Below are 17,737 nucleotides of genomic sequence, written 5' to 3'. Positions count from 1 at the left end.
GATTTTCTTTACGTCCCCCCTTCTCACCTATGGATCAATATATCACCCTATTTGTCTAATTTATATGAATACTTATTTAAGGTTAAATAAGTATTTCAAACTAATTTGAAATATATAAGTGTTACTATAAATTTGATAATTACCTTTCTCATTTACTAAAATTTATTAATTTAATTGAAGTTGTTCTTAAATAATATTTACTTCTATTTGACTATAATTATATTATGACATTATAAACATTATTATGTCAAGATTTACATTTTATACTATTTTATTTAATAAAAAGAAGAATGTCTTTTACATAACATTCTCCTTTTACTTACCTAATTTTTTCTTTTTTTAATTATTGTTAATCCTGCTACTGCTAAAGCTCCACCTATTCCTAATAATCCTAATGACCCCATAGCTCCACCTGTATTTGGTAGTTTTCCACCACTTGGAGTTTTACCTCCATTTCCTGGTTTTGTTGGATATGATGGATTTGTTGGGTTTGTTGGATTTACATTATCTGCTTTAGCTACTAAATCATCTTTAGCCTTTTTAAGATTATTAAAGGCCTTATCAACATCTTTTTGAGTCGCTTCTTCACTATTTAATACATTCATAGCTTTACTTAGCTCTTTATTAAGCTTTGAAACACTAGAAGTAGTATATTTTGATAAATCTATACTCTTAATTTCTTCTATTAACCCATTAAGCATATCTTTATTTGGCTTTAATCTTATCTTAGCATAAGCTTTAACTAAGTATTCAAAGGCTTTATCTACTTCATCTTGTGTAGCATTTTCCTTTGCTAATACTTCCTTAGCCTTTTCAAGTGCTTTTTCTAAATATTTTAATGTTGACGGTATATATAAATTCTTATCTATCTCTTCAACTTTATTTACCATCTTTTCAAGTTCTGTCTTATCTACAGCCTTTTCTAATTTACTATACGTATCCATTAACTTATCAAAAGTTTTATTTACTTCATCTACCATAGCATTTTCATCTGCTAATACAGTTTTGGCTTCTTCTAAAACTTTTTCTAAATTAGTCCATGTTTCCTTTGTATAAAGAGTCTTATCTAAAGCTTCTATAATATTAACTAGTTTTTGTAGCTCTGCCTTATCTCCTTGTTTAAATTCTAGCATATGAATTGCCTTCATTAGTCTATCAAAGGTTTTTTCCACTTCGCTAACTGTTGCGTTTGAATTTGCATATACTATTCTTGCTTCTATTAATGAAGTATTAAACTCGTTAACTACTGCTGGAACTACTCCTACAAGACCTCCATTAGCTACTACTTCTTCTGCATAGCTTATAGCTATTTCCAATGCTTTTTTATCAACACTTGGATTAGGATCTACTTCACCTGAAATTACTGTTGTCGTTACTGTTGAGTTATCAACTGCATGCTCATTTCCTTCCCCATCTCCAAGCTTTCCATCAATAATATTAAATGTAATATTTTCTCCTGTAGCCTTTGCCTTAAATACTAAGTTTACCACATCTTTACTATTTTCTATCTCTACTCCCTTTGTTGCAATTAATACTTTTAACTTTCCATCTTTCTCTGCTATTTTAACTATATATTTTGAATCATCTATTGAAGTTCCTTCAATAAATTCAAATTTAGTTTTATCATAATCTACATTAAATTCCATAGCATACATGTTAGAAGCTATGTTATTTACTCCAACTTTAATTTCAAGGTTTTCTTCAACCTGTACTCTATCGTTAGCTGTAACCTTAAAGCCTACTTCTGTTGGTTCTGGTGATGGATCAACTGCTTCTTTAGTTTTAAAAACATTTAATTCTGATGCTGATGCAAAACCTCCAACTCCTGCTGTTGCAACTAATTTCACATGACTTGCTTCTGTTGGTTCATCAAGCTTTATTGTTTTAACTTTAGAGTTATTTTCTAAAGTCCCTTCTTTGACTTTTTCGAAAGTTGAACCATCTGTACTTACATGTAATTCATATCCTGTAATAGTTCCATTTACTCCCCCAGCTTGTCTTGGTAGATAAGTTAATCTATCAACATTGTAAGTTCCACCTAAACTTAAAGTTATACTTTGTGGCAATGGATTTGAAGAATTATAATTAGTATGCCAAATTGTTGATTCATTTCCATCAATAGCAAATGTTGCTAAACCTTCATTACCTACATTTGGGTGTTCACTAGTTGCAGTTGCTGTCATCTCTACTTGTGGAATCTTATTTGGATCTTCCATAGCTGCTTTATTAGTTACTAATAAATTATCAATTAATCCCTTAAATGCTTTACTTTCACTACCTATTTTTTCTAATGGAAATACAAAGGTTCCAAATTTATTTGTTGTACTTGATTGACTTATTTCATCTACATATTCACCATTTACATATAACTCAGTTTTATTTATTTTCCCAACTATAGTTATATCGATCGATTCTCCTTTAGGAAGAGTATAGTTAAATGAATAATCATAAGCTTCTCTTGAAAAACCTACTTTTCCAGTTTCTTTTTGAACGGCTTTAAATGATCCTTCATTAGATTCGAAAAGAATTTGCTCTTCCTCACTACTTTCAGCTGATCTATTTACACTAAAAGAAACTGAATAATTTGGTCCAATATTATTAAGTGGAGTTTCAATATAACTATTTTCCCCCTTTAAATTAACTGAACCCTTCTTAATTTCCGAATTAGTTGCAGTAACTGTATTATAGTTATTTCCTGATTTATCTTCTGCAATATTTCCTGTTGCATTTTCAAAATCATATTCCACTACCTTTTCAGTTGCTGATTCTACTTCATATTTGGGGTTAGTATTTGGAGCAAGTCCAACTTTGTTAGCTGCTTGTTTAAATTCATCAAAGTTTTTATCATCAGCTTCTCCCCACATTTTTTCTGATAATACTTGCATTGCTTGGAATATTCTATCAAAAAGATCATATTGTACTATTCCATTTGCTCTTTTATCTATTAAATCATTCCATAAAGCAAACATTCCACCAATCATCTTTGGAGATCCTTCTGGTAAAACAGTTCCATTGCTAAATTTATTTACTTCCCAATTGTTATATAACCATTGAGTATCTAAATAATTTCTATAATAATTAGCTCCTGGTACTATATAAAGATTAGTATCTTCAGTATTTATTAGCTTATATCCTGCATCATACATAGCCTTAGGATTTGCCCATCCAAGGCTCCATATATTCATTTCAATACCATCTACTGTTACTGGAGTTGAACCACTTTTATTAGTTAAACTTCCCCATAATCTTGGTGTTGCACCTTTGTCATCTCTTATAAACTTTAACATTTCATCAGCATATTTTCTGTATTGTTCTGAATTTCCATAAAATTCATCTGTTCCTATATGAATTGTAGAATCTCTAAATACAGGATTTTCTCCATCCATATATTCATTGAATATGCTTTTTATATATTGAACAACCTCTGGATTTGTAACATCTAACATTGCCGCATTTTCGCCATTTCCATCTTCATATGCATAGCTTGGATGTGCTTTTGTAAATGCTAATGCATGTCCAGGTGTATCAAATTCTGGCACTATATTTACTCCATACAGTTTGGAATCATCTATAAAATTACCAAACTCTTCTTTAGTATAGTGTCCATCTTGAGCTGTTAATTTAACACCATTTTCTCCAACATCATTTGACTCAAGTCTAAAGGCAGCATACGCATTTTCTAAAGCTTCACTACCATAATCATCTCTTAGCCAGATATAATTATCATTTAAATGAACTTGAAAATCATTTAATTTATACCATGACATAGTCTTCATTATTTCATATAAATAATCTAAAGAAACAAACTTTCTTCCCACATCTAACATAAATCCTCTTACATCATATTGTGGATAATCTCTAACTAATCCCTTTGGTATATAACTTTCATTTTGTTTAAGAATTTGAAGTATAGTTCTTGTTGCTAAGAATATTCCTGATTCTTCATTAGCCTCAACACTAACTGCATTAGAAATATCCATATAATATCCTTCTTTTCTAAGCTCTGGATAATTTGAACTTAATGAAAAATAAAAGTCTCCGCTATTCGGTTCATTTGATACAACTATGGCAATTTCTTTTCCAACTATATCTTTATAATCCTGTGCAAAAACTTCTACAGCATTTCTTACTGCTGCTTCTGAAGCAGGATTTATTACTATCTTTGAATTATTTGTTATTTCAAAGTTTCCAGTTCTTCCAGCCCACTCTCTAAGTTCAGGCACTACTATTGGTTTAGCATTTCCAGTTACTTCATTAGCTCCTGGTACTATTACTTCAATAGCTGGTGAAGTTGCTTTTTCATTTCCTTTTGTAACTTCAAAATTTACAACTACCTTTGTATTTACAAGTGGTTTATGAATGTTCATATCATAATCAATAACTTCCTCATAATCTGCTCCAATAAACTCTATACTAAATCCATCTGGAACAGTTGGCATTGTAAGTTTTGTATCTTCTGAAGTCAACTCATTAACTGTTAAATTTCTAGCTACTTCATCTGCAGTTTTTGGCGGCTCTGGAAGAGTACCATTATATATTTCTAATTCATATACAGAAATATTATTCCAATTAACACCTTCTGAATTAGAAACATGCTCATCAATATAAAGTCTTACATATCTGCCACTTACTTTTTCGCCTAAATCAATAGCATCTCTATGGTTAGTTGGTGCTGAAGTTGCAGTATAAATATCTGCCCAATTACTACCATCTTCTGATACTTGTACTCTATATTTAGTTGCATTTTTTCTTTCCCACTCAATTACTATACTTTCAAATTGAGTATTTTCACCTAAATCAACTTTAAGCCATTGATCATCTGATGCTACAGCACTTGCCCATCTTGAAGTTTTAGCACCTGTTCTATCTATAACTCCATCAGTAGCTTTATTTGCAGTGAAATTATTTGTTTCAACAGTTGATGCTGTAGTTGCCTTATTTAAAGCTATGTTTATTCCTTCTTCAGGTTGTACAACATCTACGTTTCTATAAACTTCTATTTCATATATAGAAATTGTTTCCCAACGAATATCTGAACCTTCTTCTGCTGGAGAATAACTTGATACTAGAACTCTTACATATCTTGCATCCTGTTCTCCAACCTCTATTACATCTCTATATGCAGTAACATTACTTCCTGTATATATAGTTGTCCATGTTTCGTTATCATCTGACGTTTCTATCTTATAAGAGTTAATGTTTTTTCTTTCCCATTCAATTACAACTTCATTAAACTTAGTCTTTGATCCGAAGTCTATTGCAACCCATGGGTTTTGTTCATGTCTTTCACATGCCCATCTAGATACATGCTCTCCATCTCTGTCTATTTGACCATCTGTTACTTTACTTGCTGTAAATGTAGCAGTTTCCTCACTTGATGCAAATGCATCTTTGTTTAGTGCTAAGTTTTCCCGTTCTGCTATAATACTAACATTTGCATAAGTTGAAATATTTCCAAATATCATAGCAAATACAAGAAATAAAGGTAAAGTTCTTTTAAGTGCCTTTCTTTTTCTTAGACTCTGCATTAATTTAATCCTCCCCTTTTTAAATATATTTGAACACTAAATTTTTAAATAATTTAGCATACAAAACTAAATTACAACTTTTAAATTTAAAATTAAATCTTCTAAAATGCAATTTTTCTTAAGTCTATGAAATATTCAAATTTAAAAAACTACCTTTCTTATTATATAAACACCATATTAATTATATTATGACACCTTTTACCTTATTATGTCAACTTTTACATTTATTGATTAAACTGTTTTTCTTTAGTTTTTTATATAAAAAAACTGAAGGTTATTAGCCTTCAGTTTTACTTATTCTATCAAGTTAAAATACCACTAATTAAATTAAGAACCTCTTCTCCATATTTTTCAAACTTCTTTTCTCCCATACCTCTTATATTTAACAACTCTTCTTTATTTTTAGGTTTATTATTAGCTAAATCAATAAGAGTTGAATCTGAGAAAATTATATATGGTTTTATATTTTCTTTAATAGATCTTTCTTTTCTCCAAAGCCTTAATTTATTAAATAATTCTTTATCTATAACTTTTTCTTCACTTTCATCAATCAATTTACAAATAACTTTTTCCTTTGATTTTAAAACTCTTATAGATTTATTATTTAGCTTTAACATAGAATATGTTCCTTCCTTTAAGTTTACATACCCTAAGTCTATTAATGTCTTTATTAAATTTCTAATAAATCTACTATTATACTCTTTCATTATTCCATATGTAGTTAATTTATCTAATTTATATTGTATTATTTTGGGCCCTTTAAACCCTCTTAATATATCTATAAGTACAGATATTCCATATTGCTCTCTAGTTCTATATACACAGGATAATATCATTTGAGCTTCTATTGTAAAATCTCTTAAATCATCATTATTTAAGCAATTTCTACAATTACTACAATAATTTACACCATTTATTTCTCCAAAGTAATTTAATATAAACATTCTATAACAATCATGAGTTTCACAAAAATCTATCATTTTTTGAAGCTTTCTTATTTCTATTTCTTTTCTATCATTCCCTGCTGTTGTATATATTAAATATTCTAAGGTTCTAATGTCAGCCCTATTATATAATAAGATGCACTCTGTTTTCTCTCCATCTCTCCCACCCCTGCCAATTTCCTGATAATAATTTTCTATATTTTTGCATAGGGTAAAATGAATTATATACCTAACATTAGATTTATCTATTCCCATTCCAAAAGCATTAGTTGCAATCATTATAGGAATATTATCCTTTAAAAATTCTTCTTGATAATATTCTTTTTCTTGATCCTTTAACCCACCATGATATTTAGCTATGTTAATATTTCTTTCTTTTAAGTAATAATATAATGCATCTACTTCTTTTCTTGTGGCACAATAAATAATTCCTGATTGTTCTTCTCTTTCTTTAATAAAGTCCTTAACAAATTCTGCTTTATCTTCTTCTTTATATATTGATATAGCTAAGTTTTCTCTATCAAAGCTTCCTAAATGCATATAATAATTTTCAAGTTGTAGAAGTTTTATAACATCTTTTCTTACCTCTTCTGTAGCTGTTGCAGTAAAAGCTGTAACTATTGGTCTTTTATTTAAACTGTTTATAAATGGAGCTATGCTTCTGTAACTTTTTCTAAAATCATGCCCCCACATAGAAACACAATGTGCTTCATCTATAGCTATTTGGCTTATATTTAACTTTCTTAACATTCTATTGAAAAATTCATTCTCTAATCTTTCTGGTGCAATGTATAAAAGTTTAACTTTTCCACTATAACATCTTCTAAGTATATTCTTAATTTCTTCCATAGATTGTGTACTGTTTATATATTCTGCTTCTATCCCTATATCATTTACATTATCTACTTGATCTTTCATTAAAGAAATAAGAGGTGATATAACTATTGTTAATCCATCTTGAATCATAGTTGGAATTTGATAACATAGTGACTTTCCACCACCAGTTGGCATAATACAAAAAATGTCTCTTCTTCTTAAAATATTAGATATTATCTCAAATTGACCCTCTCTAAATGAAGTATATCCAAAGTATTTTTTTAATATCTCTATTGGAGTACTCATCTACCGTCTCTCCTTTTACCTCTTATGTAGTAAGTATTTCTTTTTAAATTCTTATCCTATTTTTAGTAAATTATAACATAGTAAAAATTCCTTTGCGAGAAATAAAAAAATAAGTGATACAAAATCTTAATATCACTTATTTTGGCTAAAAACTAACTAGATTCTTTATCTTTTAAACTCATATATTATATTTCCCATTTTATTTAAATCTTCTTTTTTTATATTGTATATTTCATCTAGTAGATGTTGTTTTAAAGTAAATAATCCATCGCTTTCTTTTTCTTTTGTATTACTAATTCTTCACAGACACCTATTATTGTAATAGATATTAGAATATATCTAATCATCTCTGCCTTTGTATTTGCTAATGCCATTCCAGTAGCAATTGCTCCATTAAATATACTATCTATACCAAGTATATTTCTAAATTTTTTATCTCCATTCATTATAAAAAATTCACTAAATCCATCTGTTACATAACATTCTTCGTCTATTACTACTAGTATATTCCTAAACTTCCTTGCTATCTCTTTAATTTCTGATCTTATTTTATGATTCCCTATCATTGTAATATCTTTAGAATCAGTATTACTTACGTTATCTGTTTTAACTAACCTCTTAAATTCAGAGAGTTTTCCCTTTAATATATCTATATTGTATCGTGTTAAAAAACTTAAAGTTGTTTGCCTCCTAAAAAAAGACATATCTATTCCTTCTATATCTAATAACACTGGAATATTCTTTTTTCTTGTTGCCTTGAGTGATTTTTCCATTGCTTCTACCCTATTGCTATCTAATGTTCCTAGATTTAACAATAACCCTTTAGCATTACAAGCTACTTCATTAACTTCTTCTATTCCATGAGCTATTATAGGCTTACCGTTGTAACATAAAATACTTTGTGCTAGGTCATTTATAGTAACCAAATTAGAAATACAATGTATAAGAGGTTGGTTATCCCTTTGAACGTCTAGAATATCGGTTAAAGCCTCTATACTAATTTGCATATTTGTTTCCTCTCTCAAATAGGAATAAATATTAAGTTTATTTTATACTATTCTAATTTAGCTGTTTATGTTAAAAATTTATATAAATTGTATTATTTCTTTTCTAATAAAATTTTTTTAATTGCTGGAACTTTAATAAGTATATAAGCAATCAATCCTCCAAATATAGAACTTAAAGAAAATGGAGTTACATAAAAAAATAATGCTACTTCCTTTCCTAGTATCATAGATGCTATCGGAAATGCTACTATTGCACCTAATATTCCAGTTCCTATAACTTCACCTATCAATGCCCCTTCTACTTTGTTTACTTTATTATATATAAATCCTGCTAAAAATGCTCCTATCATACTTCCTGGAAAAGCAAGTAAACTACCTGTCCCCAAAATATTTCTTAATAATGATGTTATAAAAGCACATCCTCCCCCATAAAGTGGACCTAAAGTAACTGATGCTAAAACATTGATAAAATGTTGAATTGGTGATATTTTAGCTCCAAAAAAAGGTATTGAAAATGTTCCCAATACTGTGGCTATTGCAATGAATATGCCACTTAATGCTAGTCTTTTTGTTAAATTTTTCTCTTTGTTCATTTTGTCTCCTCCAATGTTATATATAAAATAAATAAAAAAAGGTGTAGCTATAGCTACACCTTAATTAAACATAATAATTTAGTATTATTTGTGCTTTCCTACGATGGTGCTAGCCATATCAGGTTCGAGGGTCTAGAAGATTTAATCTTCATTCTCAGCTAAAAATATTAGCTCCCCTAGCTCTAAATAAATTTAATTTTTAAATACTTTACTTATCTCCAAATACTTTCTTTTTAAGCTCAAGACCAGCTTTTGTAACAGCAACTCCACCTAAAGCTGTTTCTCTTAAAGCTGCTGGTAAACTCTTACCAACCTTATACATTGCTGATACTGTATCATCAAACGGTATTTTTGATTCAACTCCTGCCATAACTAAATCTGCCGTACATAAAGCACTAATTGCTCCTGATGCATTTCTTTTAGCACATGGTATTTCTACTAATCCTGCAACTGGATCGCAAACTAGTCCTAAAATATTTTTTAGTACTATAGCTCCAGCATCTAATGCCATTTTAGGCGTTCCACCCATCATCTCTACAACTGCGGCTGATGCCATTGCTGCTGCTGAACCACATTCTGCTTGGCACCCACCTTCTGCACCTGCTAATGTTGCATTCATTCCTATTATCATGCCCACAGCTGAAGCTGAGAATAATGCTTCTACAAGCTCTTCATCTGTCTTAGATAATCTCTCTCCTGCTGTTAAAATTACAGCTGGAACTATTCCACAAGATCCCGCTGTAGGACAAGCAACTATTCTCCCCATAGATGCATTTACTTCTGAAGATGATAATGCCATAGCCATTGCCATTATCATAGTATCTCCAGTTAAAGATTTACCACTATCTAAATATTTTTGTAGTTTATACCCATCTCCACCTATAAGACCACTTACAGAATAAACAGCTTTTTCTCTACCTTCTAACGCTCCAGCTTTCATTACTTCAAGATTTTTATACATCTTAGCATAAGCTTCTTCTCTTGAAATTTCTTTGTTTTCCATTTCAAATCTTATAGCATATTCACTTAAACTTATTTTTTCATCATTACAAATCTTTAATAGCTCTTCTCCTGATCTTGCTAACATTCTATTCACCATCCTTTGCTGGATTAATCATTATTACCTTCTTTATTGAATCTATTTGCTTTATTTCTTCTATCATTTCTTTTGGCATTGAATGATCAACCTCAAAAACCATGGTAGCTTCTTTTCCTTTTTGACTTCTAAATACCTTCATAAAAGCTATATTTATATCATCTTTATAAAGAATTGCTGTAACCTTTGAGACTGCTCCAGGTATATCCATATGTGAAATAATTAATGTTGGATATGCACCTGTAAATTCAACATTATTACCATTAACTTCAGAAACTTGAATACTTCCTCCCCCTATTGAGGAACCTATTACTTCATAGTTATTACCTGTCTTTCCTGTAATTAATATTTTAACAGTATTAGGGTGTGCGTCTCCTAAATCAAATTCCTCAAAACTTACCTTTATACCTTGTGCCTCTGCAATATCAATAGCATCTCTTAATCTAATATCCGATGGCTCCATTCCTAATATACCAGCAACTAAAGCTCTATCTGTTCCGTGTCCTTTATACGTTTTTCCAAAAGATCCATGCAATAAAAACTTTACTTCCTTTATATCTCCTTCCGAAACAGCTCTTGCAATTTTTCCAAGTCTTGCTGCTCCAGCAGTATGAGATGAAGATGGCCCTATCATTATTGGCCCCATTATATCAAATACACCTACATCTTTCATAACACTTCTCCTTATCATAAGTTACTTAACTCTTTATAACTCTTTTAAATTAAGTTTACGTAAAAATTAAATTTATTACAATAACTTTCTATAAACGTTAACTAATATTTATTAATATTTATAGAATATACTTCCACCTATAAATTCTCTTAAAATGCTATTTTCTGGTACATACTCTTTTTCTATTTCTTTGAAAAATCCTAAAAATGCCTTTAATCTAGTAGCTTGTAAATAAACTGGACTTTCTGGTTTTATTTTTTCAAGTTGTGCTAATGCATATTTCTTTAATACACATAACTCATAAACTAAAGTGGAGTTAAACATAACATCTGCTTCTTCTTGATATACAAATATATTTTTTCTTCTCCTCTTTTTATAGATGGCCACATTTTTAAAGTTTCTTCTGCTCCATATCCTCTTGATAGATAATCCCTAACCATTCTTCTTATTCTTCTTATATCAGTAGTTGCTATTCTGTTATGATTATCTAAATTTAATTGTGTTAATGCTGATATATAAATCTTAAATTTATTTTTATCATCAATAGCTGATGTTAATATTGGATTTAATCCATGAATTCCTTCTATAATAATTATTCCATTTTGAGGTAACTTTAATTTATTACCTACCCATTCTCTTTCTCCCTTTTTAAAATTGTATGATGGAATTTCTACTTCTTCACCATGCAATAAATCATTTAAATCTTTATTAAATAAATCTAAATCTAATGAATATATACTTTCAAAATCTAATTCTCCATTTTCATCAACTGGAGTTTTATCTCTATTTACAAAATAATCATCTAACGATATAGGAATTGGAATATATCCATTTACTCTTAGTTGAATTCCTAATCTATTAGCAAATGTTGTCTTTCCTGATGAACTAGGTCCTGCAATAAGAACAACCTTTGTTTCTTTTCTATTATTTATCATATCTGCTATATTAGCTATTTTCTTTTCATGTAAAGCCTCTGAAACCATTATAAGATTTCTTAATTCTCTACTTTCTACCTTTTGATTTAAAGAACCAACTTCTCCTACCTCTAAAATATCAAGCCATCTTTCAGTTTCTAAGAAAATTTGAGCTAATTTTTTATTTTCTTCATATGGTGGTAGCTCATTTAAATTTGTTTCTTCTGGTGTTCTTAGAATGAAACCTGGTTCATAGTACATTAAATCAAAAGCCTTAATTATTCCTGTTGAATAAGCCATTTGTCCATAAAAATAATCATATCTACCATCTAAATCATATAAATTTACGTTATCGAAATTAACATAATCTAATAATAGAACCTTATCTTCCATTCCATATCCTTTGAATATATCTATAGCTTCTTCTCTTTTCATTTTAATCTTTTTAATAGGGATATCCTTTTTTATTATTTCAATCATTCTATTTTTTATATTTAAAATATCTTCTTTAGTTAACGCCTCTTCTTTATGAATTTCTCCAAATAACCCCTTATTAATACTATGCTCAATTGTAATCCTAGAGTTTTCAAATAAATCTAGTGCTGCTTTTATAAATATAAATTGAAGTGTTCTTGAATATATTTTCATTCCTATAACACTATCAAATTCTAATATTTCTAAATTTCCATCTTCTTTTACTTCTTTAAATAGTTCATAATAATTTCCGTTTAATCTACATAATGCAATATCATGATAGTTTAATTTTAAATCATTTTCTAATAATTCTTTAAAAGTAGTTCCTTCGCCTATTTCTAAAACCTTATCCTTATAAAAAATGCTAAAATTCTTCATTAAAATACCTCCAGGTTTAATATATTTAATTATATTAAAAAAAATTAGTCCTTATGTATATTATACTACTATTTTGAAAAAGTAACCAAATTAGCTAATATACTAAAAATCCACAATTTATACTATTTATTTGATTTTTATACCTTTAGAATAAAATTCTAAATTGCGTGACACACTATCTTGAGAGGTGATTGGCAATATGTTTATAGTACTTATAAGAACAATTATACTTTATGCATTAGTAGTATTTGTCATGCGACTTATGGGTAAAAGACAAATTGGAGAATTACAGCCCTATGAATTTGTTATAACTATAATGATTTCAGATTTAGCCGCATTACCTATGCAAGATACCAGATTACCTTTAATTTTAGGTGTAATACCTATAATAACTTTATTATTTGTTAAAACTCTATTAACTCAATTACAGCTAAAAAGTCAGCTTGCTAGGAAAATAATAGAGGGTGAACCAAGTATTTTAATTTGTAGAGGTAAAGTTAATTTCTCTGCCTTAAAAAAACAACAAATTAATCTTGATGAACTTATGGAAGAGCTAAGACTTGCAGGATATTTTGACCTTAATGAAATAGAGTACGCTATATTAGAAAATAACGGTCAACTTTCCTTTTTAACATCTCAAAGTTCCTCTAGTAATTCTTCAAGCGATACAGATTGTGGTACCCAAAAAGCTAATACTAATGGTTCTTCTACTGATCAAACTAATACATCTAGTGGAAACTCTAAATCTTCAAACAATAATCCTAAACCTAGATTGCCTGTAATTTATGTATTAGATGGAGAGGTTAATAATAATGCCTTAACTACTTCTGGCAAAAATAAAGTATGGATTCAAAATGAACTTAAAAAGCATAAAATTGATTCTATGGATAAGGTATTACTTGCTATGACAGATACTACAGGGAAATTTATATATCAACTTTATGAAGATTATGAAAAGGGGTGTAAGCAGTGAAAAATACTATAATTTCTATAATGCTTTTTATCCTTTTAGTAGGAGGAATATTCTATCTTGATTCAAATTTCGTTTCTTTATGTGATGAGATAATGGTAAAATGCGAAGAAATCGAAAACTCTATTGATGAAAATGATAAAGTAACAGCTTATGATGACGCTGTTTCTCTATTAAATATTATTCAAGAAAAAAATGCTATTCCTGCTATTTATTTAAATCATATTGATTATGATATGTTAATGAATGAATCTTTAAAACTATCCTTATATATCAAAGGAAATGATAAAGCTGAATCATTATCTTCATTACATCTATTACGATATGGTGCAGAACATCTTAAAGATTTACAAAAGCCAAACTTTAAAAATATACTGTAATATAATATATAAAAAATAGATTTAAATTATTTCTAAAATTTAAATCTATTTTTTTATAAAGATAATTTTTTTCAACAATTACCTTCCAAAATATGTTACTATAATATATATTTACATAACTTTATTTATAGAGGAGAATTTAAAATGTTAAAAAGAACTTTATCTATTACATTATCATCTTTAATTTTATTAACTTTTGTAAGTTACTCTAATAACAATAATGTTAATAAAGAACCTTCAACTAATGAAACTCCTATTGAGGAAAAGGTTCCTGAAGAAACAACACCACCTCCAGTTACATCCTTTGATGCTTTTGGAAAAACCTATACTTCTTCTAAAGATATAACTTCTTTTGAAAAATCAACGGATATATATAATATTAATGCACCTTATGTTGAAGGAGAATATAAAGAAGTTGACTTTGCTAAAGACTTATTAACTTCATATGTTAATCAAAGTGATGAGGTTTATAATCATTTAGTATCTTTTGATACTAATGCTAAAGATGGAATTACTCCTATTACTGAAGAAGATAAAAACAACTTAAAATCTGACCTTGAATCTCTTAGAAGTCAAATGCATATGGAAAATGGAGAACCTATGGTTTTATCATTAGATACAGTTACTTTTGATGGTACAAATTCTAAAACTAATACTGGAATAGTATTAAAAATGAGAGTTGCTATATCTAAAGTAGGAGCTTATGCAGTTCCATTTAACTCTTATACTGTTACATTATTTGAACAAGACGGAAAATTAGTTGCTCATTTATTTTAATAATTAATATAAAAATAGTCTTGAAAAATTTTTCAAGACTATTTTTTATACTATTTATTACTCTAGAATTTTATTTGTTATAAAGTTAACTTCAAATTCATCTATAACATTATCCTTATTTAAATCATATTCTGGTTTATTTTGTCCATAATGTTTAGATACTATAGATAAATCTCCTATATCATATTTCCCATTAGCATTAAAATCTCCATTTATTTCTGATTCTACAATACTTGAATCTACTAATGCATAATTTATTTGACCATCTGATCTACCACCATGTGGATTTTCCCCTTTTAATCTATAAGATAAAGTATGCTCTCCATATTCTAATTCTTTACTTTCAAATATAGTTGCATTAGTTTCTCTATTTTCAGCATATTGATCTATATCTACATATTCGCCTCCATCTATAGAAATTTGGAATACTCCATGATTAGGATCTTTTGCACCTACTAATGATATTTTTCTTCCTACAAACTTTATAGTAAAGTTTGCATTCATATCCTTAGTCCACATACCTCCTTTTTCTTGAGACCACCCATTACTTAAATTAAATTTGTGCAGTCCATCTCCTGTATCTGCTGTTTCTATTTTTATAAGCTCATCATCTTCTATAGTTACTTTTGATTGTTTATCAAAGCCTAATATAGCTCCACCTATAGGATCACTTAACTTTACAAAGAAATATCTTGATTCTTCTAAATCCTTATTATCTATTATATTTACTTCGAAAGTTTTTTCTGTTTCTCCCTCATTAAAAGCTAATGTTCCTGACCAAGTTTGATAATCCTTTGCGTTTAATGCAGTTCCTGGTAATGTTTCATAATTTATCTCTGCTCTTCCCTTACTTCCACCCTTTCTTACAACTTTAAACACAGCTTTTCCTATATTCTCTTTTACTGTATAAGAAAGCTTTTCCATCTCAAACATTCCTTTTCCACCATTATTCAATGCAAAGGCTCCATCTGTATGAATAGCAGTTCCACCAGAATTTGTATTTTTTCTTCCAGTACATCTAATAGTAACTTCATGCTCTCCATCTTCTAAATCTTCTGATTCATATAAAATACTTTGATTTATTCTACTTTGTGCGTAAGTATCAACCTCTACTACTTCTCCTCCATCTATAGATATTTCTGCTATTCCATGTTTAGGATCTTTTGCCCCTGATAAATAAAATTTACTTCCATTAAATTTTATATTTATTGTTGCTCCTGTTGTTGTTGTGTAATGAGAATCTCCTTCTCTATCTCTATCTAAAGTCTCATAAACCCATCCATTGCTAAAATTAAACTCTCCAATCGCACTACCTTTATTCCCATCATTTAAAAAATCTAATCCTGCTGGTGGACCTGAAGGTAATTCTATATCCATAGGTTGCTTATATATACCTATATTATTTATTAAAGGTGTTGCTAAAGACCTTTTTATATTAATTCTAACTTTTGATGCTGTTGTAGGTGGTATTCTAACTAATCTTTTATAACCTATAGTTTTACCAGAAAATACTTTGCTCCATTCATTATTTTCAAATACTTCAATATCAAATTCAGCTACTCTTTGACCTAGTGGTATATATTCCTGAAGACTAACAATATCAAACTCTTTCTCTTCCCCTAAATCTATTTCTAAAGAGCCAGTTTTATTTTCATTATTTGGAGCCCAATACGTATCATAATTATAATCTATTACTTTGTCTCCTGAAAATTTTTCATTATTACCTGCTACATTTTCTGCTAGTATCTTGCTTCCTAATGCTAGATTTTCATCAAAAGTACCTTTTATTGCATCACCAAATTCTTTAATTCTTTGCACATCATTTTCATGAAATTTACCTCTTTTATCTGGTGGTATATTTAGTAATAATACTGAATTCCTTCCTACTGATTTAAAATAAATATCCATAAGCTTTTCTAAAGACTTAACATCGTTATCTTGATTTGCATGATAAAACCAACCAGGTCTTATTGAAACATCTGATTCACCTACTACCCAATCTGGTCCATTTTCTTCTCCTGTATTTAAATAACTTGGAACTTCTTTTTCCTTCATTTTTGCTATATCTATAGTTGACCAACAAGGTTCCCCTGCATATCCACTTTCATTTCCTATCCATCTTGCATCAGGGCCTACTTGACTCCATATAATACAATTAGGTTGTTTCTCTTTAATTAATTTAAACCATCTTTCGAAATCATACTCTTGAACTACATTAGAACCTTTAGCTCCATCCATCCATATTTCTGATATTTCTCCATAGTTTTCTAGAAGTTCAGTTAATTGTTCAACATAAAAGTCATTATAATCTCCACCATTTCCTTCTCCATAATCTTTAGAGTTTTGATCCCATGGTGATAAATATAATCCAAATTTCAATCCATATTTTTCACAAGCCTTAGAAACTTCCTTAACTACATCTCCTTTACCATCTTTCCACGGACTGTTAGATACATCATGTTCTGTTGTTTTAGTTGGCCATAAACAAAATCCATCATGATGCTTTGCTGTTAAAATTACCTTTTTAAAGCCTGCATCATATAATGTTTTTATCCATTGATCTGCATCAAGTTCTGTCGGATTAAAAAGTGAAGGAGATTCTTTTCCATTTCCCCATTCACTACCTGTAAATGTGTTCATCCCAAAGTGAATAAATGATGTTAATTCTTCTTTTTGATAATTAAGTTGTAATTCTGTAGGTGTAGGTCCGTAAGGACTTTCTACCTCTTGTGAAATTTCACTTTTTTTAATAGCTGCTATTGGATTCATTCCTAATGCTAAAAAACAAAATGTCATAGTTGATGCAAATAACCTAAATAAAAATTTTCTTTTCATCTAAATCCCCCTTAAAATATTCTCTTACGGATAATTAAACATATTC

General features: G+C 29.0%; 10 protein-coding genes, 1 pseudogene and 1 riboswitch. Of the genes and pseudogenes, 3 read left to right on the top strand and 8 right to left on the bottom strand.

Features of this window, described 5'->3' with window-relative positions:
* Positions 1–323: 323 nt before the first annotated feature.
* The 7 genes and pseudogenes from BTM21_RS01510 to BTM21_RS01480 all read right to left on the bottom strand — a co-directional run bounded on the left by BTM21_RS01510 (position 324) and on the right by BTM21_RS01480 (position 12,729).
* Positions 324–5,528: a discoidin domain-containing protein gene (locus BTM21_RS01510; RefSeq protein ID WP_096145313.1), complete on the bottom strand. Its 5,205-nt coding sequence runs from the start codon at positions 5,526–5,528 to the stop codon at positions 324–326.
* A 302-nt stretch (positions 5,529–5,830) separates the two neighbouring features.
* Positions 5,831–7,594 (bottom strand): DNA helicase RecQ, encoded by a 1,764-nt coding sequence (gene recQ, locus BTM21_RS01505; RefSeq protein ID WP_021876491.1) that lies wholly within the window; start codon positions 7,592–7,594, stop codon positions 5,831–5,833.
* Between the two features lie 251 nt (positions 7,595–7,845).
* A complete protein-coding gene (locus tag BTM21_RS01500; RefSeq protein ID WP_096145312.1) occupies positions 7,846–8,601 on the bottom strand; it encodes a hydroxyethylthiazole kinase in 756 nt (251 codons plus the stop codon).
* 92 nt (positions 8,602–8,693) lie between these two features.
* The gene (thiW, locus tag BTM21_RS01495) at positions 8,694–9,194 is read right to left on the bottom strand and encodes an energy coupling factor transporter S component ThiW (RefSeq protein ID WP_021876493.1); all 501 of its coding nucleotides are present in this window, start codon (positions 9,192–9,194) and stop codon (positions 8,694–8,696) included.
* Positions 9,195–9,272: 78 nt separating this feature from the next.
* A riboswitch (TPP riboswitch) is annotated at positions 9,273–9,382 on the bottom strand.
* A gap of 20 nt (positions 9,383–9,402) precedes the next feature.
* On the bottom strand, positions 9,403–10,281 hold the full coding sequence (gene sdaAA, locus BTM21_RS01490) for an L-serine ammonia-lyase, iron-sulfur-dependent, subunit alpha (RefSeq protein WP_021876494.1): 879 nt from the start codon (positions 10,279–10,281) through the stop codon (positions 9,403–9,405).
* Position 10,282: 1 nt separating this feature from the next.
* Positions 10,283–10,963: an L-serine ammonia-lyase, iron-sulfur-dependent subunit beta gene (sdaAB, locus tag BTM21_RS01485; protein ID WP_021876495.1), complete on the bottom strand. Its 681-nt coding sequence runs from the start codon at positions 10,961–10,963 to the stop codon at positions 10,283–10,285.
* 111 nt (positions 10,964–11,074) lie between these two features.
* Positions 11,075–12,729: pseudogene (locus BTM21_RS01480) on the bottom strand (nucleoside kinase).
* Positions 12,730–12,928: 199 nt separating this feature from the next.
* Between BTM21_RS01480 and BTM21_RS01475 the strand changes: the two are divergent.
* The 3 genes from BTM21_RS01475 to BTM21_RS01465 all read left to right on the top strand — a co-directional run bounded on the left by BTM21_RS01475 (position 12,929) and on the right by BTM21_RS01465 (position 14,856).
* On the top strand, positions 12,929–13,702 hold the full coding sequence (locus BTM21_RS01475) for a YetF domain-containing protein (RefSeq protein ID WP_079481605.1): 774 nt from the start codon (positions 12,929–12,931) through the stop codon (positions 13,700–13,702).
* Positions 13,699–14,079, top strand: coding sequence for a DUF4363 family protein (locus BTM21_RS01470; protein ID WP_079481606.1), 381 nt, complete (start codon positions 13,699–13,701; stop codon positions 14,077–14,079). The genes BTM21_RS01475 and BTM21_RS01470 overlap by 4 nt, the downstream gene beginning before the upstream one ends.
* 144 nt (positions 14,080–14,223) lie before the next feature.
* Positions 14,224–14,856 (top strand): hypothetical protein, encoded by a 633-nt coding sequence (locus BTM21_RS01465; RefSeq protein WP_021876499.1) that lies wholly within the window; start codon positions 14,224–14,226, stop codon positions 14,854–14,856.
* A 57-nt stretch (positions 14,857–14,913) separates the two neighbouring features.
* Here the strand turns inward: BTM21_RS01465 and BTM21_RS01460 are convergent, their stop codons facing one another.
* A complete protein-coding gene (locus BTM21_RS01460; protein WP_079481607.1) occupies positions 14,914–17,691 on the bottom strand; it encodes an alpha-L-fucosidase in 2,778 nt (925 codons plus the stop codon).
* Between the last annotated feature and the right edge of the window lie 46 nt (positions 17,692–17,737).

It is taken from the genome of Clostridium chauvoei, from assembly GCF_002327185.1.
GTDB lineage: Bacteria > Bacillota > Clostridia > Clostridiales > Clostridiaceae > Clostridium > Clostridium chauvoei.
Note: the sequence above shows the minus strand (reverse complement) of the source record. Positions and strands in the feature narration are given on the sequence as shown.

Bases quoted from the DNA above. Each gene is read 5' to 3' on its own strand.
- BTM21_RS01510 (WP_096145313.1), bottom strand. From the start codon at position 5,528: ATGCAGAGTCTAAGAAAAAGAAAGGCACTTAAAAGAACTTTACCTTTA.
- recQ (WP_021876491.1), bottom strand. From the start codon at position 7,594: ATGAGTACTCCAATAGAGATATTAAAAAAATACTTTGGATATACTTCA.
- BTM21_RS01500 (WP_096145312.1), bottom strand. From the start codon at position 8,601: ATGCAAATTAGTATAGAGGCTTTAACCGATATTCTAGACGTTCAAAGG.
- thiW (WP_021876493.1), bottom strand. From the start codon at position 9,194: ATGAACAAAGAGAAAAATTTAACAAAAAGACTAGCATTAAGTGGCATA.
- sdaAA (WP_021876494.1), bottom strand. From the start codon at position 10,281: ATGTTAGCAAGATCAGGAGAAGAGCTATTAAAGATTTGTAATGATGAA.
- sdaAB (WP_021876495.1), bottom strand. From the start codon at position 10,963: ATGAAAGATGTAGGTGTATTTGATATAATGGGGCCAATAATGATAGGG.
- BTM21_RS01475 (WP_079481605.1), top strand. From the start codon at position 12,929: ATGTTTATAGTACTTATAAGAACAATTATACTTTATGCATTAGTAGTA.
- BTM21_RS01465 (WP_021876499.1), top strand. From the start codon at position 14,224: ATGTTAAAAAGAACTTTATCTATTACATTATCATCTTTAATTTTATTA.
- BTM21_RS01460 (WP_079481607.1), bottom strand. From the start codon at position 17,691: ATGAAAAGAAAATTTTTATTTAGGTTATTTGCATCAACTATGACATTT.